This window comes from Streptomyces sp. AV19 (assembly GCF_015999245.1).
GTDB lineage: Bacteria > Actinomycetota > Actinomycetes > Streptomycetales > Streptomycetaceae > Streptomyces.
Window position 1 is genome coordinate 57846 of the sequence record NZ_JAEAMR010000006.1, and the last position, 22607, is coordinate 80452.

The window sequence follows — 22607 nt, forward strand, 5'->3', positions numbered from 1 at the left end:
GAGGGTCCGCCGGAGGCTGTGGCCTTCCGACGGTCCCTCTCCCCCGAGCCCTACGTGGTGGTGCCGCCGAGGTCCTTCCCGTCGGGGTACGCGTCCTTGGCCGGGACGAAGCCGAATGCTTCTCCGTAGAGGGAGAGTTCGGCCTCCAGTGCGATGACGATGTTCTTCTGCTTGCGGAATCCGTGGGTTTCGCCGTGGAATCCGACATAGGAATGGCTCGGGGGCTCTCCCCTGTGACCGGACCGTTCGCCCAGCTTGGCGAGGAATTCATAGCACTGATGTGGCGGGCAGATGGGGTCTTCCAGGCCCTGGAGGATCACGAATGGGACGTTGATATTGCGGGTGTTGGTGATCGGGGAGCGTTCCGTGTACCTGTCCTTGTGCTGTTTGATGTCGCCGACCAGCCGCTCCACGTAGTGGGACTCGAAGTCGTGGGTATCGCCTTTGGCGAAGGCGCACAGGTCGAGGACGGGGTACATCACCGTGGCGGCCCCGAACACCCGCTCTACGGGCTGCCGCTCGGAGGTGATCGCGACGGCGCTGGTGAAGCCACCCGCGCTACCGCCTCGGATCGCCAGATGCCGAGAATGTGCGAGCGAACGCTGGGCGAGGTCCCGGGCGATGTCCTCGGCGTCGTGGACGTCGACCACTCCCCACTGCTCCCTGAGCCGGTTGCGGTACTCGCGCCCGTAGCCGGTGGAGCCGCCGTAGTCGACCTGAGCGACGCCGATGCCCCGGCTGGTGAAGTACGCCACCATCAAGTCCAGGCTTCGGCCGGCGCGAGCGGTGGGTCCGCCGTGGATGAACATCACGTATGGCGGGCGCGCTCCGGGTGGCTGTACGGGATAGCGGGGGTTGCACGGTGGGTAGACCGTGGCGTAGATCTCCTTGCCATCCCGGTTGGTGAAAACCTGGTCTTTCGGCACCGGCAGGTACTGGGCGATGTCCTCATAGGTAGGGCCATCGCTGATCCGACGGGTTCGGCCACTGCCGAGGTGCACCTCGACCACCGCGTCGGCCTTCTCGGGGCTGCCGGCGACCCCGAGGACGCACTCTCCTCGGACGTCGAGGGATCCGGCCCACTCGGTGTACTCGGATGCCCAGGGGATCAGCTTTCCGCTGTCCGGATCGAGCGTACCGAGTTGCTGCGCGCCCTTGCCGTGGAGTACCGCGACCTGGCCGGCGGGCAGGGGGGCGCACCAGCGGGAGCCGAGCCCCCACAGGTAGCCTCCGAACTCCTCGTTCTCGGGCTGGCCCGGCAGCATCACGGGCTCGCCCCAGGTGCCGTCCTCGTGCCGGGTTATCCGGTACAGCTTCCACCAGCGGCCCTGATCGCCGACCGCGCCCTCGAGGTAGTCACTGACGACGAGGAGGTTGTCGTCATCCATCCACTCCACCTGGACCACGGAGGATTCGACCAGGACGGTGACGGGCTCGAACTCGTTGCCCATCACGATCGGGGCGACATGCAGCTCGGTACGGTCCCACGGCATGTCGGGGTGGTTCCAGCTGAACCAGGCAGCACTGCTCCTGCCGGGAGACAGGACCGGTCCGGAGAGGAAGTGCTGCGTATCCGGCTTGGAGAAGAGCCTGGTCACCTTGTCGGGATCGGTGGCGGCCGAGCCGTCCAGCGGTACGGAGACGAAGGAACGGATGACGTCGGTGGGCTTCTGCTCGTCGGCCAGGTCTTCGCGCAGGCACCAGACCGAACCGCCGTCCGGGGCAAGGACGGGCAGGAGGTACCGCAGGGACTTCGGCTTCCGGGGTGCCGGGGTCAGCACCTTGGGCGCCGGGCCGCCGGGAGAGTAGGCGTACAGGCGCTGGTCGTTGTAGTGGGAAAACACCACCGTCGGCGACGCGTCACTCCGGTCCGGTACCACCACGAGCCAGGCGCGGCCGCCGTACTCGATCACGCGGCTGCGGACGTTCCACTCGCCCTCCGGGGGCAGTACTTCCCGGGGCGGCCCGTCGCCGACGGAACGCATCAGAACGGTACGGCCGTCGCGCTCCGGCTTCGCCTCCGTCCACCAGATCTCGTCGGTCCCGACGTAGGTGGGCCAGGTGGGGGTGGCACCGTGGCCGGCGGCGAGCGTGGCGTCGATCGGGGAGCGCCACGAGCCGAAGGGTGCGGATGGGTAGGGCTGGATTGCTGGGCTCATGGCAGGAGCCGGCCTTTCCTGGACGGGGTGTTGCCCGCGGATGCCGTCGGCTTCGGGACGGGTACAGGAGGGGGTCCGAGCCCTGTCATGAGTCGGTGCCCGTGGTAGCGGTGTTGCTCGGCCAGAGTTCCTCGATGGCATCGCGTACGGTCCGGTCCAGGTGTTTAATCACTTCCGGGGTGAAGTCGCCGGCGGCGGTGTCGCTCATCCAGGGGTCCATGGTGGTGGAGATCAGGAAGGCGATGTCCGGGAGGCTGTTCAGGCTTGTCTCGTCGGGGACGTCCAGGCCCATCCGGCGGGCGAAGCCGGCCATGAAGTCCCGGCCATATGTCTGCTCGGTGAAGCTTGAGGCCATGAGGATCAGCTCGGGGGGCTTTTTCGCCGCATAGTCCTTGGAGGCGGCCTTGACGGGGTTGACACGGAGTTTTTCGTAGATCCGCTGGTTGAGTTGGTTCGCCTGGACGGGGTCGGTGTTGAGGTTGCCGTTGAAGTAGGGGTTGAACGCGTACCCGATGATGACCTGGTCCGCGCCGAGTTCATGGAGGAGGTCCATCGCCTCTTTGGAGTCGACCACTTGCTCGTTGGTCTTGCTGACGATCAGCCGGTAGATATCGTCGATCTGTGCCTGGACGTTTCCACCGTCCTTCTCCGCGGGGAGCCACTGGACCGGCACGGCCTTATAGGCCCGCTCGCCGCCCTCCTGTTGGGCGCTGCGGTTCATGGCGACCAGCCCGGAGTAGAGCCGCTTGCTGTTGAACAGGCACTGTCCGAGGATCCTGCCGTAGCCGTTCCGGTCGGGAGTGATGACCTTGTGGCTCAGGTAGACGCCCGCTGCCGAAGCACCCGGTTTGGAGCCTTCGGCGCTGTAGATGCCGATGCTCGGGTCCTTGTCACTGTGGACGAGGTATCGGAGCGTGAAGGCGACCATCTCCCGCTGGGCCTTGTTGCGGTAGCACAGCGCGCCGGCCGGATACGGGATGAAACCGGCCTTGTGCGGGTCGATGGTGATCGAGTCGGCCTTCGGTAAGGCCTCGTACTGCTTGTTCACGTAGGTGCTCATCATCAGCTCGGGTGTGGTGGTGGCGCGGATGATCCTGTCGGTGGGGGCTGGTCCGTTCGGCTCCCTGAGAAGGGACGCGAAGTACCCGCCCCAGGCGGCGTCGACGTGCACGGGATAGAAGAAGTTCTCCTTTGCGTGCACATCACGCAGACCCAGGATGGCGGCGAGCGGATCGACGGCACTCAGCTCCGTGCTGCCGAGCACCGCGACGTCCATGATGACTGGCCGCAGCTCCTTCTTGCAGCGTGCCAGGATCTCCTTGCGGTGGGAGAGCTTGGCCCGGGCCTGGAGGTCCACCTGGATGGTGAGGAGGTTGTCCTCTCCGATGGCGAGAATCGACGCGACCTTCGGCCACGAGTAGTGCATGGTGGCCGGGGCGAGCACCGCCGGCGGGCCGAGCCGCTGGTCCAGCATGTCCCGGTAGAACCGGTCGAAGCCGAGTTCCTGGATCGTGTACGCGTTGATCGTTTCCAGGGCCGGGTCGTCGATCCCGAGGTCGTGTTTCATCCTCCGGGGGACGCTCAGCACGACCTCGGCGGGCAGGTTGATCAGCGACCAGTCGGTGAGCTCCAGGAGTTTGCCCTGACTCCCGGCGCCGTCGAGGACCGTGATGTCCCTGGCCGCCGCCAGCGCACCCTCGTTGGCGATGGCGCGGGCGAGAGCGATCGGGTAGTACTTGAGGTTCCGCGCCGACCACATCGCTTCGAGGTTGGCGATGGTCCCGTCACAAGTGATGTGTCCCCATGAGGTCTCCGTGTCGTAGCCTGCGAGTCCGCAGAGGCTTTGCCCGACCTTGGCCTCCAGCATGGTGGTCACCGGGGAGGCTTCGGCGGCGACGTTATTCTGGTTGTACAGCATCGCTGCGAAGTAGCCGGCCATACCGGGGAGCGTCATGTCCCAGAGCATGTGGCCCTGATGACGATAGCTGAACTGGGGGACCGAGCCGCGCAGTTGGTCGAGCAGCTGCCCCAGTTCGGCCTTCATCTTCTGGACCGACCGGTCGTACGCATCGGTCTGTTTCATCTCGTCGGTGACATAGACGGGGTCGTTCGGGTAGACCTGGTACCGGTCGTCCAGGTGGGAGGCCAACGCAGCCCCGATCAGGTCCTTGAAGACCGTGCCGTTCTCACCCCGGGGGCCGAGGAACCATGCGGCGAGCTCGGTGGTGCCCTCGGCCGTGCTCAGGTCGTATTCGGGCCCGAGCCGTTTGAACGCTTCGGTGTACTTGGGGGGAAGGTCGCGGGGGTGCTGGGACATGACTCCTCCTGAAGTGTTCGAGTGTTGTTGTACGGCGTGGCGTCGGCGACGGTTCAGAAGGCGGAGCCGGCGGAAGCCGTCGCGCCGAAGTGGGCGGAGAGGGGCTCCTGCTTCCCGGCAAGGGCCAGGATGAGCAGAACCTGGGCACAGGTCATCGAGTGGAGCTCGTTCAGGCTCACGCTCTCGTGGTCGGCGTGGATGTTGGTGGCCGGCTCCTCGCACCCCCAGATCAGGATGTCGGCGTGCGGGTTGATGGCGCCGAGCGTGTTGGTCAGCGGGATCGACCCGCCCTGGCCGGCGTGGTGGACCTGTTCGGCCTGATAGACCGTCAGCAGAGCCTTCTCGGCGGCCTGGTAGCCCGGCCCGCCTTCCGCCCGGACCTCGAAGCCGGGAGCGCCGGAGACGTAGGAGACCGACGCCTCGGCCCTCCAAGGGTTAACGTCGCGGCGCAGCAGGTGGTTCTTGAGGCAGGTGAAGGCGTTCTCCGGGGTATCGCCGGGGGCGATCCGCATGGTGAGCCGTGCCCTGACCCCGGCCAGCAGGGCGTTGCGGAAGCCCTTGGTACCAGGGAGCGGCTCCCCGGCGGGCAGCCGATCCAGCCCGACCACAGTGACGGACGGCTTGGTGTACAACTGCGATCCCAGCGAACCTGTGCCGATGAGCGGCACACCGTCCTTGATCTTGGCGCCCTTGCGGAGGGCGACCCGGTCGGGCTGGTACCCCTGCCACTCCTTCTGCTTCAGCCCGGGCACCGCGACGTTGCCTTCGTCGTCGTGGAGCGTGGCCAGGATCTTGGTGAGGGCCATGTAGGCGTCCGGGACCGGGCCGCCGTACATACCACTGTGCACGTCGCCGTTGAGGGTGCTGACCGAGACATCGGCCATCACGAAGCCGCGCAATGAGGTGGCCAGGGTCGGCTTGCCCAACCCGACATTGCCGCCGTCGGCCAGCGAGACGACATCCGCTTTGAACCGATCCGGGTAGTCGTGCATGTACCTTTCCAGGGTGTCTGTGCCCGCCTCCTCCTCACCTTCCAAAACGATCTTCACGTTCACCGGGAGATGTCCGTAGCGCTGGAAGAACCGGCACGTGGTGACGTGCATCATGACGCCCGACTTGTCGTCCGCGGCCCCCCGCCCCTTCATCCGGCCCTGGTCGACCTGCGGCTTGAAGGCGTCCTTCCAGCTTCCGGGCACCACGTCGTAGTGGGCGTAGAGCAGCACGGTGGGTGCGGTCACGTCGCCACAGGGACGGGACGCGTAGACGATGGGTGCCGGCGCCGGCCCCTGCCGACCGTTCGGTGAATTCTGCTGGGGGTGGATGACCTCTACGTCCATCCCGGCGCCACGCAGCAGCTCGGCGCATTTGTTCGCGGCCTCTCCGATCTTCTTTTCATTGTCGTTGCGGTACACCGATTCGATACTGACGAGGGCCTTGAGGTCGTCCTCGGCCTGCTGCGCGAGAGCCCTGAGTCCTTGCTCGATGTCGGATCCGTTCCCTGCTGGGTTCATTTCGTCTCCCGACGTGGCCTTTGTCTTCGCCTTCGAGGTTGTGGTTCGCCGACGAGGAGATGCCCCTGAAGCCTGCGTTGAGGACACACGGGATCGTGGTTCAGCCTTCGGGCTCTTCCTGGACCTGACCCGATGAGGGACATGAAGCTCTGCGCATGACCATGAGCACCCGCTCCTTCGGCCGACTGCAGGCGGCGACCGGCGTGACGATACGCCTTCGGTTACCGAGCGGCAGAGCTGTCATCCCGCCAGCAACACGTTCGAATCCATATCAGGCCGGGAATCCACCTGTCTGCGGTTTTCCCTCCGCTACCGCACATACCCCTCTCGAACATCACGCTGTTACGTCCTGTGCAACAGCGCGATCTCACGGCCGGAACCCTTGAGTTCACCGTCGCACAAGGCCCTATCCCGACCTCAGTTCGGCCTGATCGCTCTATCGGTATTGCGGATCAGCCGGGTCGGCGACTGCTGGGCACATCAACTCCCGTCCGGACACCACGTTCGCCGCAGCCTCGCCATGCTGAACACAACCAACCGGCCGGACTGCCGGAACGCGCCCGGACATCGCACCCACAGGCCCAGACCTTTCGCTCCTCCGGGCAGAACAAAAAGGTTTAGCCCGAAACCAGATGGCAGAGTGGCAGCAGCCACTCACGTGAGAGGAGCACATTCATGCGACAGGTTTTGGCATTACACGCCATGCCTAAAACAGGCCACAATCCCAGCCTTTGCTTGACACGCCCGCCCGTGCCGGCGCTAGCATCTCCCGCCTGATCGCATTCCCGAATCCGCGATCACCGGCCCGACGCCAGATAGATCCTGAGCCGAGCCCTCCGGCCTGATTCAGAAATATCCCCGGAGAGGAGATCGGATTACGCTGCACGGCGAGCCGCCGACATGCCTGCGGCAGCGTCGGAGCAGATCGGGACTCCTGACAGGAAGCAAAACGACGACTGCCCATACAGCGCCCAGCCCAAGAGGCTGGCCACAACGACTCGTCACGGAAGGGCGTCGACACCGCCGCGAGAGGAAGAGACCGCGGATGATGGTTCTTCAGGACGACGGAACCGTCAAGATCAACGGCGGCAGCAATATCCTCAGGCGGCTCCGAGAGCATCACCGCAGTGGACGCCCAGCCCACGCTCAAGGGGATTCAAAAGCCAGGCCGCTTGCCCCCGATCCACCGAATTACTTGCCGCGCCCCATTACGCACCGCGCCCGCGGGTTTCGGTGCCGCTGGGCCGCCTGAACCATGCGCAGGATGCGCCCCGAGGCCGACTCTCACGGTCCGGGTCCCCGACACCGTCGGCGGTCCGCACAGCCAACCACCCATTCCGGGAGGACCAATGCCACGCTCCACCGACCCCACCCCGGGCACTCCCGCCACCCAGAGGACCAAGCCGGCAGCATCCCCCATCACCGATCCAGAAGTGATCAGGGACATCCTCATGGAGGCCCTCGTCTGTCACGTCGCCTACTGCGACACGAAAGCCACTCCCGCAGAACCCCATTCCGTGCCCATGACCTACGGATACGACGGCTCGACGCTCTACCTACACGGTAATCCGCGCTCACATCTGCAACGTCTGGCCCATGAATCCGGTGAGGTGGGAGTACCTGTATGCCTCAGCATCGCCCTCGTCGACCGTCTGGTCCTGGCGCGCTCCGCTTTCCAACACGGCATCAACTACCGCTCCGTTGTCATCCGTAGCACAGCAATTGCCGTTACGGGCGAAGACCTCTGCAACGGCCTCCGAACCGTGGTCGAACACGTCATCCCCGGCCGCTGGAACGACAGCCGCAAGCCCGACTCGGACGATCTGAAGCACACCGGGCTGCTCCGCGTCGACCTCGGCAAGTCCGCTGAAATCACGGCCAAATGCCGCGCCGACGGCCCCACGGACAAGGACAAGGACATCTCCAAGCCATACTGGGCCGGGGTCCTGCATATCCAGCAGATCTACGGCCCTCCTTGCCCGGCCCAGAATCTCAAGCCCGGGATTGCGGTCCCGGCATACCTGAAGAACTACACACGCATCCACAACACGTAGGAGAAGCACACGGCAAATTGATCCGGAACGGTGGAGCTGCTGGAGCGTTGAGTGCCGCCCACCCCAAGGCTGCAAGGGTTGTCCCGTAACTCCTGGTCAGTGAGCCGTGAGAGCCAAGGGTGTCGTGGACTGCCCGTGGACTGCTGCACGAGCGTCACGGCAGACTCGTGGCCATGGTGCACCTGCGGGTTCTCACGACAAGCGACTGGCCGTTGTGGCGGGAGGTTCGCCTTGCCGCACTGAGCGAGGCACCTCACGCCTTCAAGGCTGGGCTCGCGGAATGGCGCAACGGAGGGGAGGAGCGGTGGCGTGAACGTTTGGAGATGCCCGCCACTCACAACATTGTTGCGTTGCTGGACGGCCGAACCCTCGGGATGGCCGCCGGCCTTCCCGGGGGCGCTGGCGCATGCGAGCTGAGGTCGGTGTGGGTCAGTCCCCAGGCGCGGGGCCGAGGCATCGGAGACCAGTTGTAGGCCCTCAATTGGAATGTCCCGTTCCGTGATGGCGGCCTGCGTGTTTCCGGTGTGTCTCATCCAGGGGCCACGGCAACGTGTCTCACGGTCTTGTCCCTTTGCCGGCGTCCGCCTCGACGCGGGTGTGGCGGCGGGTTTCTCGGCAAGGGACTCGACGGGGCCTGGGAAGTCCACTGCGCAACGTGCCATCACCTCGATGAGCTCGCCAAGGCGGACGGCTTCACCCCGGAGACGGTCCTTCCGCCTTCGCGTGAACCACCTTCTGCTGCCGGGCTGGTGACGTCTGCGGAGGCCGGGGCCGACTTGCTCGTCGGGGTGATGGGGGAAAATCGGCGGGCCGTGTCGGCGCGATCGGCCGGCGACGCACACGAAGGACGAGGTGGGGCGGGATGAGCGAGTACGGCCGGCGTCGGCGTCACCGTACGGTGGACCGGGTCGTACGGATCCTGGAGGCCGCCGCGCGTGCGCCGGGCGGGGTGACCGTGGCCGAGGTGGCGCGGACGGTCGGGGCGCCGGCGAGTTCGGTGCAGGATCTGGTCAACGGCCTTGTCGCGACGGGCTTTCTGCTGGAACAGCACGGGCGCTTCAGGCTCGGGCCCGCCCCGCACGTCCTCAACCTCATCGCCGGCCGGGTCGTCCCGCGGATCGGGCAGGCCGAGCTCAACGAGCTGAGCCGCGTCGCGGGCACCCCGGTGCTGCTCACGGTCCGGGTCGGGCTCGCCGCCGTGCACCTCGTGCGCGGCGGCGAGGACGAGATTCCGCGCCTCGTGCCGCTCGCCGACGAGCACGTGGCCCGGCCGCTGCTGCGTACCGCCGCGGGCCGTCTGCTGCTGGCCTTCACCGATGAGGCGGAGCGCCGTGGGCTGCTCGGCGAGCTCGCCCGCCATGACCCCGAGGCGGTCGCCGAGTTCCGCCGCGCTCTTCCGGCGATCCGCGCGTCGCGGATCAGCCGCAGCGAGGGTCTGGCCGATCCCGAGGTCAGCGCGCTCGCGATCCCCGTCACCGACGGCCCCGTCGTCACGGGTGCTCTTGTACTGATGCACCGGCGCCGTGGCCGCTCGGAGCGGCTGAGTCTGGACCGGGCGGCGGCCCGGCTCCTCGCGCACATCCAGGAGGGGCGGACGTGACGTTCGCATCGATTCACGGATATCCGTGAATGCGGGCGCTCATACAGTGCCGGGAACGAGCATCCCGGCATGACTTCGAACACGCTGACCACGGCCGGGCCGACGCCTCCGTCGTCCACGGGAGAGATCGTCTCCCGGCTGCTGCACACCCTCGGCGACCCTGATCCGGCCCGGGGGGCCGAGGACATCACCGTTGTCGGGGCGGATCCCCTGGTGCCCTCGGTGCACCGCCTCGCCGATGCCATGTCGGCCGCGATCGGGGTTTTCGGGCGGCAGACGGCGACGGTCGGTGAAATGCGCGGTCACCGGCGCCAGAGGGTGGAGGTGCAGGCCGGGGCCGCGATCGACCAGCTCATGGCGACGTATCACACGACGCTGTCGGGGCGCCCGCTCGGCGCTCTGCTCGACGATCCGGCGCTGCTCGGCGGCAACGACTTCTACCGGGCGCGCGACGGCCGGTGGATCTTCATCATCACCACCTATCCGCATCTGCGGGACGCGGTCTGCTCCGTGCTGAGGTGCGGGCTCGACAAGGTGGGGATCGCGCGGGCCGCGGCCTGCTGGGATGCCTTCACGCTGGAGGAGGCCATCTGCGCGCGGGGCGGCGTCGCCTGCGTGGTGCGCGGCCGGGACGAATGGCTCGCGCACCCCGCGGGACGGTACGTCGCGCGGCGCCCGGTCGTCGAGATCGAACGCGTCGGTGACGGGCCGGTCCGGCCTCTGGAGCCGATCGGCGAGGCCGACGAGGCGCTCACGGGCGTACGGGTCCTCGATCTCACCCATGTCATCGCAGGTCCCGTCGGGGCGCGGCTCCTCGCCCAATTCGGCGCCGACGTGCTGCACCTGTCGCGTCCGGACCGCCCCGACCCGATCCCGATGATCGCGATGACCGGCGGCGGCAAGCGCAACGCCTACTGCGACCTGCGCGACGATCACGACCGTGCGGCCTTCCACGACGTGCTCCAGGACACGGACGTCTTCGTGCACGCCTACCGGGGACTCGCCCGGCACGGGGCACAGGCCGAGGAACTTATCCGGCGCCGCCCCGGACTCATCACCCTCGAGTACCACGCCTGGGGCGCCGACGGCCCCTGGGGTGAACGCGGCGGGTTCGACCAACTCGCCTGCTCGGCAACCGGATTCGCCGTCGAGGAGTGGACCGACCGGCCGTCGCTGCCGCCGACGTACCTGCTCAATGACTACCTCGCCGCGTACCTCGGGGCCGGCGCCGTGGCAACGGTCTTGCGCCGACGTGCGACGGAGGGCGGCTCGTGGCGGATCCGCGTGACCTTGGCCGGGGTGTGTCACTGGGTTCAGGAACTCGGTCTGCTTGCGCGGGAGGACGTACTCGACCTGCCCCGGCCCGGGCGCGTGCCACTCGCCACGCTGTCGACCACCGGGACCGACTTCGGCCCGCTCACCGAACCGGCGACACCGTTCGCGTACAGCGGGCGCACGGTCCCCCAGCCCGGTCGGCGTTCCCCGCTCGGGTCTGCCGCGCTCCAGTGGCGCTAGGGGAGGGCTCCCCGATCTTCGTGGGCCCGCGCCTTCCCCAAGCTCTCGGCTTCGCTCGAGCAGGGGAGACCCCATCGGCACGGCACCACGTGTCCGCCGCCCCGTACCGCACCACCGTTCGCCCGCCCCACCCGATACCCCAGGAGGCACCGGAAGATGTCCGATGAACCGAGCGGTCCGTCCGGCCGCGGACTCCTCGCCGGAGTCCGCGTCATCGAACTGGCCAGCGTGATCATGGCCCCGTACGCCGCACAGCAACTCGGCGACCTGGGCGCGGATGTGATCAAGGTCGAGCCGCCCACCGGTGACATGACGCGCCATTACCCGCCGCGGCGCCACCCCGGCATGGGCGGCCCGGCGCTCAACCTGAACCGCAACAAGCGCAGCGCCTCCATCGACCTCAAGGCCCCGCACGGCCGTGACGCCCTGCTCGCCCTGCTGCGCACCGCCGACGTCTTCATCACCAACCTGCGCCCGCAGGCCCTGGAGAAGCTCCGCCTCGGCTACGGCGACGTTGCGGTCGTCAGCCCCGGCCTGATCTACGCGAGCGCCCACGGCTTCCGCAGCGACAGCCGCTACGGCACCCACGCCGCCTACGACGACATCATCCAGGCGGCCAGCGGCCTGGTCTGGCTCAACCACCAGGTCTCCGGCCAACCGCACTACGTTCCCACGGTCCTTGCGGACAAGATCTGCGGCATGCAGATCGCCCAGTCGGTCCTGGCCGCGCTGCACCACCGGGAGCACGGCGGCACCGGACAGCACATCGAGGTCCCGATGGCCGACACCATGCTCGCCTTCAACCTGGTCGAGCACCTGGGAGCGGCCACCCTGGAGGCCGACGGAGAGTTCGGCTCGGCCCGCTCGCTCAGCCCGCAGCGCCGAGCCCTGCGCACCGCCGACGGCTGGATGTGCATCCTGCCGCACAGCGACCGCAACTGGCGGGACTTCACCACCTTCGTCAACTGCCCCGAACTGGCCGCCGACCCGCGCTTTGCCACCGGCCCCGACCGGGCCCGCAACGCCAACGCGTTCTATCCACTGCTCGCGGAGCTGACGCCGCGGCACACCAGCGCCGAGTGGCAGGAGTTCTGCGACCGGGCGGGCATCGCCGCCGCCCCCGTGCTCGACCTGGAGTCCGCCGCCACCACCGCCTACGCCCAAGAGGGCGGCCTGCTGCACGAGGCCGAACACCCCACCGAGGGCCGCTACCGGGTCATCGGCCGCCCGGTCCGCTACTCGGCCGACCCGGAGCCGGAGCTACGGCCCTGCCCGGCCATCGGCCAGCACACCGACGAAGTGCTCCGCGAAGCCGGCTTCGACCCTTCCCTGCTGCACCCCACGCACTGACCGATTTCCGTAACGAAAAGAAACGCGTCCATTGATTCACCAACCTGGGAGCGAATGAACCATGTCGCCTTCGACGCTTTCACCGATCGCATTCCCCGATGTCGCCCTGCCCGAATCGGCCCGCCGGCTCCGCACCGAAGTCCGGGCCTTTGTCGACGAGGAGCGCGCCCGCGGCACCGTGCTGGGTCGTCCCGACTCCTGGCTGGCCGGCTGGGACCCCGGCTTCAGCCGCCGCCTCGCCGAGCGCGGCTGGGTCGGCATGGCCCTGCCCACCGAGTACGGCGGCGTGGGCCGCGGCTTCCTGGAGCGCTATGTGGTGATCGAAGAGCTGCTCGCCGCCGGCGCCCCGGTCAGCGCCCACTGGGTCTCCGACCGGCAGGCCGGCCCGTCCATCCTCCAGCACGGCACCGAGGAGCAGTGCCGCTTCTTCCTGCCGAGCATCGCCGCCGGACGGTGCTTCTTCTCCATCGGCATGAGCGAGAAGAGCAGCGGATCCGACCTCGCCTCGGTCGCCACCCGCGCCGAACGCACCGCCGGTGGCTGGCGGTTGACCGGCACCAAGATGTGGACCGGCGGCGCCCACGTCAACGACTACGCCATCGTGCTGGCCCGCACCGACGACGCCGAGGACAAGCACGCCGGCCTCAGCCAGTTCATCGTCGACCTGCGCGCCCCCGGCGTACGCATCGAGCCGATCCACCTGATGAGCGGCGAGCACCGCTTCAACGCCCTGCACCTCGAAGGTGTCGACGTCCCCGGCGCCATGCTGCTCGGGCAGCGGGGCGACGGCTGGAAGCAGGTCACCGGCGAGCTCGCCTTCGAGCGCAGCGGCCCGGAACGCTACCTGTCCACCTTTCCCCTGCTGGTCTCCCTGCTCCGCGAACTGGAGCAGCGCCCGGCCACGGTCGAACAGCTCACCCGGGTCGGCATCCTGATGGCCCGTCTGCACAGCATCCGCCGACTGTCCCTCGGCGTGGCCGCGGCCCTGGACGCCGGAGCCCACCCCGACACCCAGGCCGCCCTGGTCAAGGACCTCGGCACCCGCCTCGAGGTCGCGCTGGTCGACACCGTCCGCAGCATCCTGCCGACCCCGGCCGACCCGCACGCCACCCCCGGCAGCCACCCCGAACTGCTCGCCTTCGCCCTGCTGCACAGCCCCGGCTACACCCTGCGCGGCGGCACCAACGAAATCCTTCGCGGCATCATCACTCGCGGTCTGGAGCAGCACCGATGAACACCCACACGATCGACACCAGCGCCCCCGTCATCCCCGCCGACGACTACGACACCACCGCCTTCTACGCCGATACGGACTCCATCGCCACCGTCACCAACACCACCGCCCCCGACGCCGTGGCCCTCCCCTCCCAGTACGCCTCCACCGCCGAACTCCTCGCCGCCGCCCAGGAAGCAGGACGCCGCGCCGTCCCCGCCCCCCTCGCCGAGACCGCCCTGGTCGCCCGCCCCCTGCTGCTCCGCGCCGGCCTCCCCGTCCCGGGCGGCCCCCTCAGCTACGCCATCGCCCCCGAGCTCACCATCCGCTACGCACACCAGGCCGCCTCCCCTGTCGGCTCGGACGGCTGCCTGGGCGACGACGACACCCTGCTGGTCTCCGGCACCCTGCGCCGCGTCCCCTGGGCCCGCGCCGCCACCGCGGTGGTCGTCCTGGCCACCGCCCCCTTTGGCCCCGTCTTGTTCACCCTCACTCCCGACCAGGCCGTCCTCACCCCCGGCGGCAACCTCGCCGAGGAACCCCGCGATGACCTGTACCTCGCCGCCCTGGAGATCCCCGCCTCGCAGGTCCGCCGGATCTCCCCCGAACTGCTCGACGAGGCCCGGCTCCGCGCGGCCCTGGCCCGCTCCGCCCTGATCGCCGGAGCCGCCGAACGCTGCGTCGACCTGACGGTCGCCCACACCACCGCCCGTACCCAATTCGGCCGCCCGCTCAGCCGCTTCCAGGCCGTCAAGCAGGAAGAAGCGCGGCTGATCGAGGAGACCGCCCTGGTCCGCACCGCCGTCCAGGCCGCCGCCACGCCGGACCCCGGCGGCCCGGCCGCACACATCGCCATCGCCGCCGCCAAGGCCCAGGCGTCCGCCTCGGCCGCCGAGATCGCCCGCATCGCCCACCAACTCCACGGCGCCATCGGCATCACTCAGCTCAACCCGCTCCACCTCGCCACCACCCGCCTGTGGTCCTGGTGCGACGAAGACGGCGACGAAACCTACTGGGCCCTCCGCCTGGCCCGCTCCCTCACCGCCACCACCCTCTGGCCCACCCTCACCACCACGCCCTGACCCCTCGCCCCCCGCCCTGCCTCGCCGCCGACCGGCCCAGCCCGGACGGTGGCTCAGGACACCATCCCTTGGGCCGGACAAAGGTCACGGTCAATGAGCCTCTTTCATCCTGAATAGCGGCAGGTCAGGAGGGTGTGGACGGCTTGGAGGATGCGGCCGATGCGGCTGATGCGGTTGGTGGAGCATCGGGCTCTGCGGAGGATGTGCCAGGTCTTCAGTCGGGCGAAGGCGCGTTCGCCGGGAGCTCGCAGCCTGGCGTGGACGCGGTTGAACCGCTGGTAGTGGTCCGGGAGTTCGCGGTGTCCGTGGTACGGCGTGCGGACGGTGGCGCCGGCGCCTTGGTAGGCCCGGTCGGCCAGGACGAGGATCTGGCGGGTGAGGCAGGCCCGGACGATGCCGTGGGCCCGGGCGGCGGTCAGGTCATGGGTCCGGCCGGGCAGTGCGCGGGAGAACCACAGCGGGGTCCCGTCCGGGCGGGCGACGACCTGCACGGTCATCCCGTGCCGCCTGTGCTTCTGCGAGTAGTACGGCTCGTCCGCGGCGATCCGGTCGGTCGGGATCAGGGTTCCGTCAACGACGACGAAGTCACCCTCACCCAGACCCACCAGAGCCTCGCGCAGGCCCGGAGCCCAGGCCGTGAGGACCTCGAGGGTCTCGTCGACGTACCGCCAGGCCGTGGACTCCGAGACTCCGAAACCTGCTCCGACCTGCGCGAACGTCTCGTTCTTCCGCAGGTGGGACAGCGCCGGCAGGGCTTGCTTGAAGCAACCCGGCCTCCGCCACGGCGACTTCAGCTCACGACGGCGGGCGTGGATCAGCCACGAGACATGCTCAACGAGCTCGTGCGGGACGTCGAGCATGGACCTCTCACGGCATCTACTTGTCAAGCAGCAGCGAGGAGAGGCATCGAGAACGCTGCCTTTTCATCGAACAGAGTCCGCGTCTGGAGGCAGTGGAAGAGCTGGCCGAGCATGCGATTGAACAGGTGCCGGAGAGCGGCCGGGTGGAAGTCACCGCGGGCCCGACGGCGCCGGTAGTGGGCATTCGCGCCGCCGGAGGCCGTCAACGCGGAGAACGCCCAGAGAAAGCCCGCGTCGTGCAGTCGGTTGTTCTTGATCCGTCTCCGGCCGACGTAGTGGTGTTTGCCGGAGGCCCTGGTGATGGGGGCCGCACCCGCGTATGACTTCAGCCCCCGGGCGTCGTCGAATCGCGACCGGTCGTCTCCGATCTCGGCGAGGATGCGGGCGCCGAGCTGGACGCCCAGGCCCGGAAAGCTCAACATCACCTCGGAGTCGGGGTGTTCCCGGAACGCCTTCTCGGTCGCTGCGGCGAGTTCGTCGACCGTGCGGCAGGCCGCATCGAGCTGCCGCAGCAGTCCGAGCATTTGCCGGCCCAGGGCGTCCTCGACGAGCTTCGGGTGACGGGCCTGCGGCCGCTGGAGGATCTCCAGCCAGCGTTCCGCCTCGGCCTCGATGCCCCGCACCCGGCCCGCTCGCTTCAGGGCTGTGCAGAGTCTCTTCCGGTTGATGGTGGCCGCCTTGCCGGGAGTGGGCGCTACCGCCAGGACCGCGCGAGCCTCTGGCCGGCACAGGCCGTTCTGCCAACCCGCGACAGCCTCCAGAGCTGCCGGGTAATAGTCCCGCAGCAGGGACCTGAGCTGGTTGGTCAGCTGCTGCCGGTTCCATGTCGCGTCCTGCTGTGCCCGCGCCAACACGGCCACTGACTGGGCGAGTTCGGAGTCGTTCGGAAGCGGCCGGTGCATATCCGCATCGGTACGAAGGATGTTGGCCAGGACCAGGGCGTCGCCGGGGTCGGACTTCTTGCGCGAGACGCTGTGGCGGTCCCGATAGCGGGCCACGGACATCGGGTTGAGCGCATAGACCTGCCGCTTGCCCTGCCGCAGGAAGGCCACGAGCAGGCCGCGGCCCGTCTCGATGGCCACCGGGATCGGGGACAGTTCGCTGTCGCCGTACTCGGCCAGCAGTTCCAGAATCTGCTGGTGAGCTACTCGGCGAAGAAGCTGGGCTTCTTCTAGGGGCTTTAGGAGGGCCGGTGAGCTGCACTGATGCGCGTCATCGGCCCTCCGGCCGCCCCTCGCCCACGGGACCCCCCAACCAGCCGATATGCACGGGTTGTTGCACTCTGTCTCACCCGATTACCAGACCTGACCAGCGTTTCCGGGCTATTCCCGGGCCAAGTCCGGGCCGCCAGGGTCTTCCGCGCTCCTGCTCCACTCCTTCATCGCGGCCTCGATGCGCCGGTTCGCGCGCTCCTGGCCACCGGCCAGGACCTTGGCGTAGACGCGGAGCATCACCTCGATGCTCTGGCCGGCGCGGCGGGCGCACTCCGCCGGGTCGACACCGGAGTGCAGCCAGAAGGAGATCCCGGCGTGCCGGAGGTCGTACGGGCGCTCGGCCACGAGCGTGGCCCGCTCCTGCTCGTCGAGCGCCTCCTCCCGGGCTCTCTTCCAGGTCTTGCCGTAGGCGGCGGTCTGGACGTACAGCCCCCGCTCGCTGCGGAACAGGCGCCCGTCCGCAGCCGTCCCGTACCGCTCGACGTGGCGTCGGAGCATCGCAACGAACTCCGGCGGGATCGGGACCGGCCGTTTCTCTTTCAGGGCCCGCTTCTTGAGCGGGTGCACCTCGTGCGCCGAGCCGTCGTCCGTCCACTCCTTCCCGGCGAGCACCACGCCGCCATGCAACGTGAGCATCCCCCAGCCCTGCTCGGGCAGATGGCACTGATCGAGCTGCAGTCGGACCACCTCGGCCGGCCGCATGGCCGCGTAGTAGACGCAACCGAAGAACGCCTCCAGGTGCGGGCCGCGGCCGCGCTGCTCGCGTAACGCGGCGAGGAGCCGCGCCACTTGGTTCGGGTTCGGCACGCATTCGGGGTCGACCTCCTCGGTCGCCAAAGGGTTGGTCCACCTCACTGACGACAAGGGGTTGGCCGCGAAGTACCCCTTCTCCACGGCCAGGCCGAGCACATCGCTGAACGCCGCCTTCTTGCGCAGCGTGGTCTTGGCCGCGGCCTGCTTCCCGTCGAGCTTGCGCGTCAGAGCGTCCAGGGCCCGGCGCACGACGAGCGGATCTTCCAGGGCGCTCATGGGGAGGGAGCGCTTCTCCAGCCAGGTCAGCGCCCGGTGCCAGTCGTCCGAGGGCTCGCTGTCCCAGGCGTTCCTGTTGAACGCCCAGCTGTAGAGAGCTCGTCGGAGTATTCGGGGTTCCGGGTAGCGGGCCCGGGGCTCGACCAGCGCGGGCGTGAGCGTCGCCAATGCGTCCGCCAGGGTCCGCCGGGTGTTCCCCGGGGTCCGGTCCCATCTCTGCTCGATGTAATCGCGGGCATGCTCGTACCACGTGACCCGCTGCCTGATCGCACGCAGCTCGGAGGCGGGCAGACCGGTCCGCTCATCGAACGGTTCCCCGTCCCGGGCCGCTGCCATCAGCTTCGACAGCCGACTCTCGGCGAGTCCCTTGGTGATGAACGACTCCGAGCTTTCTCTTCCGTTGACCGTCCAGCGCAACTCGAAGGAACTCCGCCGTCCGGGTCGTTCGCGGATCTCCCAGAAGCGCACGCGATAGCTCATGCCCACTCAGCGGCTCCCTTCTTCGCAGGACGCCCACCAGGCATCCACGTCCGCCCGGCGGAAGCGCAGCTGGCCGTTCGGGAGCTTCATGCACTTCGGCCCCCGGCCACGGGCGCGCATGCGGTAGAAGGCGGCCCGGGACATGTCGAGTTCCTCCAGGACGTCGGCGAGCTTGAGGTGAGGTTCGCGGCGAGGGCGGGACATGGCGCTCACTCCTTCTCGGCAGACGGGTTGACGGTGAGGTAGAGGCGGACGAGGCGGCTCGGCGGCCGGTCGGGGTACGGGCGGCTGACGTCGAGGACGTCGAGCACCTGGGCGAGGCGGTCGGCGGTACGGCGACACTCGGCTTCGGTGCCGTGGATGCGGATACGCATGATCAGCTCCGGGTTGTGTCAAGGGGCTCGCAGCACGGGTGCTCGGTTTCGCCGGTGACGGTGAGGAAGTCGTCCAGAGGGAACCCGCAGACGCTGCAGAGGGGGTCGTCGGCAGAGAAGGGGTGCAACGCAGCACCCGGAGCACCCGCAGCACCCGGAAGGGGCTGTTGGTGCAGGTCAGTTGGGGTGTCGTCTGCGGGTGCTACGGGATTGCCAGCACCCGGTCCAGCGCCCGCAGCACCCGGGGCAGCGCCCGTGCGGGTGCTCCGGGTGCTGGTGCGGGTGCTGGCGTCGCGCTCAGCACCCGGAGAATGGTGCAGGTCAGGAGGGGTTTCGGGTGCTGCGGGTGCTCCGGGTGCTGGAATACGGCTCCTCTCGGATGCCGTGAGCCGGTAGAGGCGCGAACGGTTACCGTCGGGCTGCCGCTGGGAGTCGTCCACCTCGATGCCGATCGTCCGCAGGGCGGGGGCGAGGCGCTTGAGTTGTCCGCCAGCCCGGGTGGGGTCCTTGGGCCACTTCTTCGGGAGCTTGTCCGGGGTCTCGACTGCTTCGAGGAGTTGGGCGGCGGTCAGGGTGAGGCCGTCGGGGCCGGCCTTGTCGACGAGATCGACGACGGCCTGGGCGAAGGGCTCGCCGTCGAGGACGTCGGCGACGGCATCGGCTGCGGTGGCCCGGTAGGAGGCCAGGGTGTTCCAGCCGGTGACGTGGTCGACGGCGGCCAGGACACGGGCGAAGTCGGCCATGCGCGGCCGGTCGGTCAGCTCGATGTCCGGCAGAACCTTGAGGACTTGGGCCAAGAGGTCGAAGAGGCTGGCCAGGATGGCCGGATGGGCATCCGCGTACGCGCGGTCGAGCTCGGCCTCCTCGCGGCGCTTGTAGTCGGGGATCAGCTGCAGCTCGATGGTCAGCAGCCGCTCGGCCAGGTCGCCAGCCAGGGCTCCGGCGTCGATGGTCGTCATCGCCAGGACCCGGCGGAACTCCAGGACGACCACGTCGTCGTCGGTGTACAGGGCGCGGTCGACGATGCCGTCGCCGGTGACGGCGCGGCACAGGGCGTCGGAGAGCCAGTCGGGGATGGTGGATACGTTGTCCAGGCAGATGCCCCAGGAGTTGAACGCCTGCACTGCCCAGGACTTGAGGTCTCGGGGCGCGGTGCGTTTGGGGGCGCCGGAGGGGTCCACGATGCCGATGACCATGGCAGCGCCCTTGGACTTGCCGGTGCCCTGCTCGCCGCGGAAGGTCAGGATCGGGTGGGGCAGGTCGGGTATGAACGAGGCCACCAGCCAGGCGGCCAGGAGCCGGAAGCCGTCGTCGGTGGTGTTGAGCAGGTCCCGGAGCTTGGCCAGGCCATCACCGTCACGGACGGGTTCGGGCAACGGCTTCATGGCACCGGAGCGGCGGAAGACGACCGGGGACGCGGGCAGGCGCTGCCAGCCGTCCGGGCCGACGGCCACGCACCGGCCGTCGGTGGTCCCGAGGTCGATGATGATGTTCTCCTCGTGACGGGCGACGCGAAGTTGGGGTGTTCGAGGGGCGGCCACGGCGGCGACTCCTTCCAGGACGGTCATGGCGTCGGCGAGCGCGGATTGGGACGGGACGGTGCCGTTGTTGGTGTCGGTGAAGATGCGGGCGAGCTGGGAGCGCAGGCCGGCCTTGCCGCGGAGCGGGAGGGCGATGTTCGGGCCGCCGACGGTGACGCCGTAGGGGCGGCCGTCGTCGGACATGAACAGGTCGTAGCGTTCGCGGGCGAGTGCGGCGAGCTGTGTTGCCTGGGAGGGCCCCTTCTTGTCGGGGTCCACGCCGTTCTCGGCGAGCAGGGCTTCGGCGAGGGATCGGGTCGTGCTGGTGCTCATGTGGCGCTCCGGGCGGCGGAAGCGACGGTGGCGCGGGCCTCGGTCTCGGGCAGACCGACGTGGACGGCGGCGGCGATGAGCGCGGCCACGATGCCTTCGGTGTCCGGCCCGCCAGACTCATACGCACGGCAGGCAGCCCAGTACAGACGGTCGTTGCGCCCAGTGCCGTCCTTGCCGCCGGGCGTTGAGCTCAGGACGAAGTCGACCAGCCCGACGGCCTGACGCCCGGCGACCGGAAGACAACTGGGCCGCTTGCCCAACGACGATGGCGGCGGTGCGAGCAGCTGCAGCAGCAGCTCGGGAACGGCGGCGATCTCGCCGTATGGGTCGCCCGAAGCCAGGAAGTACTGGCCCCTGGTGGTGAGCGAGCCGGGGCCGACGAGGTAGCCGCCGGAGCCGCGCACGTCGATGCCGGGGGCGATCCGACCGACCGAGTTGGGGACGCGGGCATCGGCGGGCCCGCGCAGCCATAGGTGTTGGCCGCCGGAGGGCGTGGTGACGGTAACGGTGGCCGGGGTGGCGAAGCCGTGGGCGGCTGCGAGCTGTTCGAGGGCGGCGATGCCGTCGGTCTCGTTCTTGACGTCCAGGTCGAGCCCGACGAGGTTATGCGGTGGCCGGCCGCAGGCGATGCCGTAGCCGGTGGCCCAAGAGGCGGCGGCGAACAGGGCACGGATGGCGTCCGGTTCGGTGGTGGCGTCGTGGACGCCGTGGCCGAGCTGACCGCACTCGCCGCGGCACCGGTTCCGGCGCTGCTCGGCGCGGTGCGGCGAGCGGACGGCGGGGAGCTTGGTGCGCGACAGGGGGATGACGGCCAGGCCCTGGGCGGCGGCTGCGAGAGCGTGCTCCAGCGCTGCACTGGCCGGGCCGGAGCGGTGGTTGGGCGGAGCGGGGGGCATGCGGTTCGGTCTCCTGCGGCGCTTGGAAGCGGGGTGTCAGGGGTGTCAGGCCGGGGGTGTCAGACACGTCTGACAGGGGTCGCGCGCACGTATGACCCGTGCGTTGGGGGCCGACAGTGTCAGGGGTGTCAGACGCGTCTGACGCGTCAGGGCCGTCAGGCCGCTTCGTCGTCGCGGATGATGCGGTACTCGCCGGTCTCGCGGGTTTCGGCGAGGCGGCCGGCCACGATGAAGGCGGCGACCTGGCCTGAGACCCAGGAGCGGGAGCGGCCGTACCGGTCGCAGTGCTCCATGAAGTCGGCGGGGCAGACGACGGTTCGGCCCTCGGCCTCGAACTCGTCGAGGATCTCTTCCATGGCCTGGCGGGCCTGGGCGGGGGAGATCCGCTCGCGGGGCTTCTCGGACGAGCGCTCGGCGAGTTGAACGACCTCGGTGGCCGTGGGGAGTTCGCGTTCGGGGTCGATCTCGTCCTGGTCTTGCTGGTCTCGGTAGCCGTTCTCGTCAGGCTCGTCGGGCTCGTGGTCGTCGGGGTTCATGACGTCCTCCGTGGGATGGGTGTGGGTGGTACCGGGCGGGGAGGAGCGGGTGCGCTGGGTGAAGTGGGGGCCGGCAGCCTGGGCGGCGGCGTCGGCGGTAACGGGGTCGAGTTCGGCGCGGATGGCGGCGAAGGTGAGGACGACCCAGTCGAGGTATTCGCGCGGGGTGAGGTAGGAGCGGGCCGGGGTGGGCCAGAAGGTCTCGGGGATGCCGTTGGCGACGAGGTAGCAGTAGCCGGGCTTCTTGTCCTTCCACAGGTGCGGGGCGGCTCCGGCGTCGAGGACTTCGCCGTCCAGGGCGAAGCCGGCGTCCCGGTCGGTGCGCACGCCGTAGACCCAGGAGGAGCCGAGGGAGGCGCGGGTGTCGGTGGAGACCTGGGTGTGGGAGGCGCGTTGCAGGGAGACGACGAGGCTGATGCCGGCGGAACGGGCCTCCTGGGCGATGCCGGTGAAGGCGTCCTCGTCGATCTCGCGGAGGGTCTTGGCCGCCTCCTCGAACCAGGCGATCAGGTAGGGCATGCCCGGGGAACCGTCGGGCTGGGGCTCGGCGCACTCGGGGACCCA

General features: G+C 69.0%; 17 protein-coding genes and 1 pseudogene. 7 read left to right on the forward strand and 11 right to left on the reverse strand.

Annotated elements, in window-relative coordinates; genetic code table 11:
* Positions 1-50 precede the first annotated feature (50 nt).
* The 3 genes from I5Q34_RS08030 to I5Q34_RS08040 form a co-directional block, all read right to left on the reverse strand.
* A complete protein-coding gene (locus I5Q34_RS08030) occupies positions 51-2159 on the reverse strand; it encodes a prolyl oligopeptidase family serine peptidase (protein ID WP_199891495.1) in 2109 nt (702 codons plus the stop codon).
* Between the two features lie 85 nt (positions 2160-2244).
* Positions 2245-4476: a pyridoxal-dependent decarboxylase gene (locus tag I5Q34_RS08035; RefSeq protein ID WP_199891496.1), complete on the reverse strand. Its 2232-nt coding sequence runs from the start codon at positions 4474-4476 to the stop codon at positions 2245-2247.
* A 53-nt stretch (positions 4477-4529) separates the two neighbouring features.
* Entirely contained in the window at positions 4530-5987 is a 1458-nt protein-coding gene (locus tag I5Q34_RS08040) for a M20/M25/M40 family metallo-hydrolase (RefSeq protein WP_199891497.1), read from the reverse strand.
* A 1349-nt stretch (positions 5988-7336) separates the two neighbouring features.
* Here I5Q34_RS08040 and I5Q34_RS08045 point away from each other — a divergent pair.
* The 7 genes and pseudogenes from I5Q34_RS08045 to I5Q34_RS08075 all read left to right on the forward strand — a co-directional run bounded on the left by I5Q34_RS08045 (position 7337) and on the right by I5Q34_RS08075 (position 14801).
* The gene (locus I5Q34_RS08045) at positions 7337-8041 is read left to right on the forward strand and encodes a pyridoxamine 5'-phosphate oxidase family protein (RefSeq protein WP_267911931.1); all 705 of its coding nucleotides are present in this window, start codon (positions 7337-7339) and stop codon (positions 8039-8041) included.
* Positions 8042-8214: 173 nt separating this feature from the next.
* Positions 8215-8511, forward strand: a pseudogene (locus I5Q34_RS08050) (GNAT family N-acetyltransferase); the annotation flags it as partial.
* Positions 8512-8903: 392 nt separating this feature from the next.
* The gene (locus I5Q34_RS08055) at positions 8904-9641 is read left to right on the forward strand and encodes a helix-turn-helix domain-containing protein (protein ID WP_199891500.1); all 738 of its coding nucleotides are present in this window, start codon (positions 8904-8906) and stop codon (positions 9639-9641) included.
* Between the two features lie 69 nt (positions 9642-9710).
* The gene (locus I5Q34_RS08060; protein WP_199891501.1) at positions 9711-11156 is read left to right on the forward strand and encodes a CoA transferase; all 1446 of its coding nucleotides are present in this window, start codon (positions 9711-9713) and stop codon (positions 11154-11156) included.
* Between the two features lie 156 nt (positions 11157-11312).
* Entirely contained in the window at positions 11313-12506 is a 1194-nt protein-coding gene (locus I5Q34_RS08065; RefSeq protein WP_199891502.1) for a CaiB/BaiF CoA-transferase family protein, read from the forward strand.
* A gap of 61 nt (positions 12507-12567) precedes the next feature.
* Positions 12568-13740, forward strand: coding sequence for an acyl-CoA dehydrogenase family protein (locus I5Q34_RS08070; protein WP_199891503.1), 1173 nt, complete (start codon positions 12568-12570; stop codon positions 13738-13740).
* Positions 13737-14801 (forward strand): acyl-CoA dehydrogenase family protein, encoded by a 1065-nt coding sequence (locus I5Q34_RS08075; protein ID WP_199891504.1) that lies wholly within the window; start codon positions 13737-13739, stop codon positions 14799-14801. The genes I5Q34_RS08070 and I5Q34_RS08075 overlap by 4 nt, the downstream gene beginning before the upstream one ends.
* Before the next feature lie 104 nt (positions 14802-14905).
* Here I5Q34_RS08075 and I5Q34_RS08080 read toward each other — a convergent pair whose 3' ends face one another.
* The 8 genes from I5Q34_RS08080 to I5Q34_RS34480 all read right to left on the reverse strand — a co-directional run bounded on the left by I5Q34_RS08080 (position 14906) and on the right by I5Q34_RS34480 (position 22562).
* The gene (locus I5Q34_RS08080) at positions 14906-15661 is read right to left on the reverse strand and encodes a transposase family protein (protein WP_199891505.1); all 756 of its coding nucleotides are present in this window, start codon (positions 15659-15661) and stop codon (positions 14906-14908) included.
* A 23-nt stretch (positions 15662-15684) separates the two neighbouring features.
* On the reverse strand, positions 15685-16926 hold the full coding sequence (locus I5Q34_RS08085; RefSeq protein ID WP_374192991.1) for an IS110 family transposase: 1242 nt from the start codon (positions 16924-16926) through the stop codon (positions 15685-15687).
* Positions 16927-16983: 57 nt separating this feature from the next.
* Positions 16984-18390, reverse strand: a complete 1407-nt coding sequence (locus I5Q34_RS08090; protein WP_374192988.1) for a tyrosine-type recombinase/integrase — start codon at positions 18388-18390, stop codon at positions 16984-16986.
* Positions 18391-18588 carry an AlpA family transcriptional regulator gene (locus I5Q34_RS08095; RefSeq protein WP_199891507.1) on the reverse strand — a complete coding sequence of 66 codons (198 nt, stop codon included), beginning with the start codon at positions 18586-18588 and terminating at the stop codon, positions 18391-18393.
* 5 nt (positions 18589-18593) lie between these two features.
* Positions 18594-18758 (reverse strand): hypothetical protein, encoded by a 165-nt coding sequence (locus I5Q34_RS08100; protein ID WP_199891508.1) that lies wholly within the window; start codon positions 18756-18758, stop codon positions 18594-18596.
* Positions 18759-18760: 2 nt separating this feature from the next.
* On the reverse strand, positions 18761-20611 hold the full coding sequence (locus I5Q34_RS08105) for an ATP-binding protein (protein WP_199891509.1): 1851 nt from the start codon (positions 20609-20611) through the stop codon (positions 18761-18763).
* A complete protein-coding gene (locus tag I5Q34_RS08110; RefSeq protein WP_199891510.1) occupies positions 20608-21507 on the reverse strand; it encodes a bifunctional DNA primase/polymerase in 900 nt (299 codons plus the stop codon). Before I5Q34_RS08110 ends, I5Q34_RS08105 begins: the two co-directional genes overlap by 4 nt.
* A 155-nt stretch (positions 21508-21662) precedes the next feature.
* The gene (locus I5Q34_RS34480; protein ID WP_234428609.1) at positions 21663-22562 is read right to left on the reverse strand and encodes a hypothetical protein; all 900 of its coding nucleotides are present in this window, start codon (positions 22560-22562) and stop codon (positions 21663-21665) included.
* Positions 22563-22607: the final 45 nt, after the last annotated feature.

What these genes read in the sequence shown, in the direction of transcription:
- I5Q34_RS08030 (WP_199891495.1), bottom strand. Translation starts at nt 2,159, where the DNA reads ATGAGCCCAGCAATCCAGCCCTACCCATCCGCACCCTTCGGCTCGTGG.
- I5Q34_RS08035 (WP_199891496.1), bottom strand. Translation starts at nt 4,476, where the DNA reads ATGTCCCAGCACCCCCGCGACCTTCCCCCCAAGTACACCGAAGCGTTC.
- I5Q34_RS08040 (WP_199891497.1), bottom strand. Translation starts at nt 5,987, where the DNA reads ATGAACCCAGCAGGGAACGGATCCGACATCGAGCAAGGACTCAGGGCT.
- I5Q34_RS08045 (WP_267911931.1), top strand. Translation starts at nt 7,337, where the DNA reads ATGCCACGCTCCACCGACCCCACCCCGGGCACTCCCGCCACCCAGAGG.
- I5Q34_RS08055 (WP_199891500.1), top strand. Translation starts at nt 8,904, where the DNA reads ATGAGCGAGTACGGCCGGCGTCGGCGTCACCGTACGGTGGACCGGGTC.
- I5Q34_RS08060 (WP_199891501.1), top strand. Translation starts at nt 9,711, where the DNA reads ATGACTTCGAACACGCTGACCACGGCCGGGCCGACGCCTCCGTCGTCC.
- I5Q34_RS08065 (WP_199891502.1), top strand. Translation starts at nt 11,313, where the DNA reads ATGTCCGATGAACCGAGCGGTCCGTCCGGCCGCGGACTCCTCGCCGGA.
- I5Q34_RS08070 (WP_199891503.1), top strand. Translation starts at nt 12,568, where the DNA reads ATGTCGCCTTCGACGCTTTCACCGATCGCATTCCCCGATGTCGCCCTG.
- I5Q34_RS08075 (WP_199891504.1), top strand. Translation starts at nt 13,737, where the DNA reads ATGAACACCCACACGATCGACACCAGCGCCCCCGTCATCCCCGCCGAC.
- I5Q34_RS08080 (WP_199891505.1), bottom strand. Translation starts at nt 15,661, where the DNA reads ATGCTCGACGTCCCGCACGAGCTCGTTGAGCATGTCTCGTGGCTGATC.
- I5Q34_RS08095 (WP_199891507.1), bottom strand. Translation starts at nt 18,588, where the DNA reads ATGTCCCGCCCTCGCCGCGAACCTCACCTCAAGCTCGCCGACGTCCTG.
- I5Q34_RS08100 (WP_199891508.1), bottom strand. Translation starts at nt 18,758, where the DNA reads ATGCGTATCCGCATCCACGGCACCGAAGCCGAGTGTCGCCGTACCGCC.
- I5Q34_RS08105 (WP_199891509.1), bottom strand. Translation starts at nt 20,611, where the DNA reads ATGAGCACCAGCACGACCCGATCCCTCGCCGAAGCCCTGCTCGCCGAG.
- I5Q34_RS08110 (WP_199891510.1), bottom strand. Translation starts at nt 21,507, where the DNA reads ATGCCCCCCGCTCCGCCCAACCACCGCTCCGGCCCGGCCAGTGCAGCG.
- I5Q34_RS34480 (WP_234428609.1), bottom strand. Translation starts at nt 22,562, where the DNA reads ATGCCCTACCTGATCGCCTGGTTCGAGGAGGCGGCCAAGACCCTCCGC.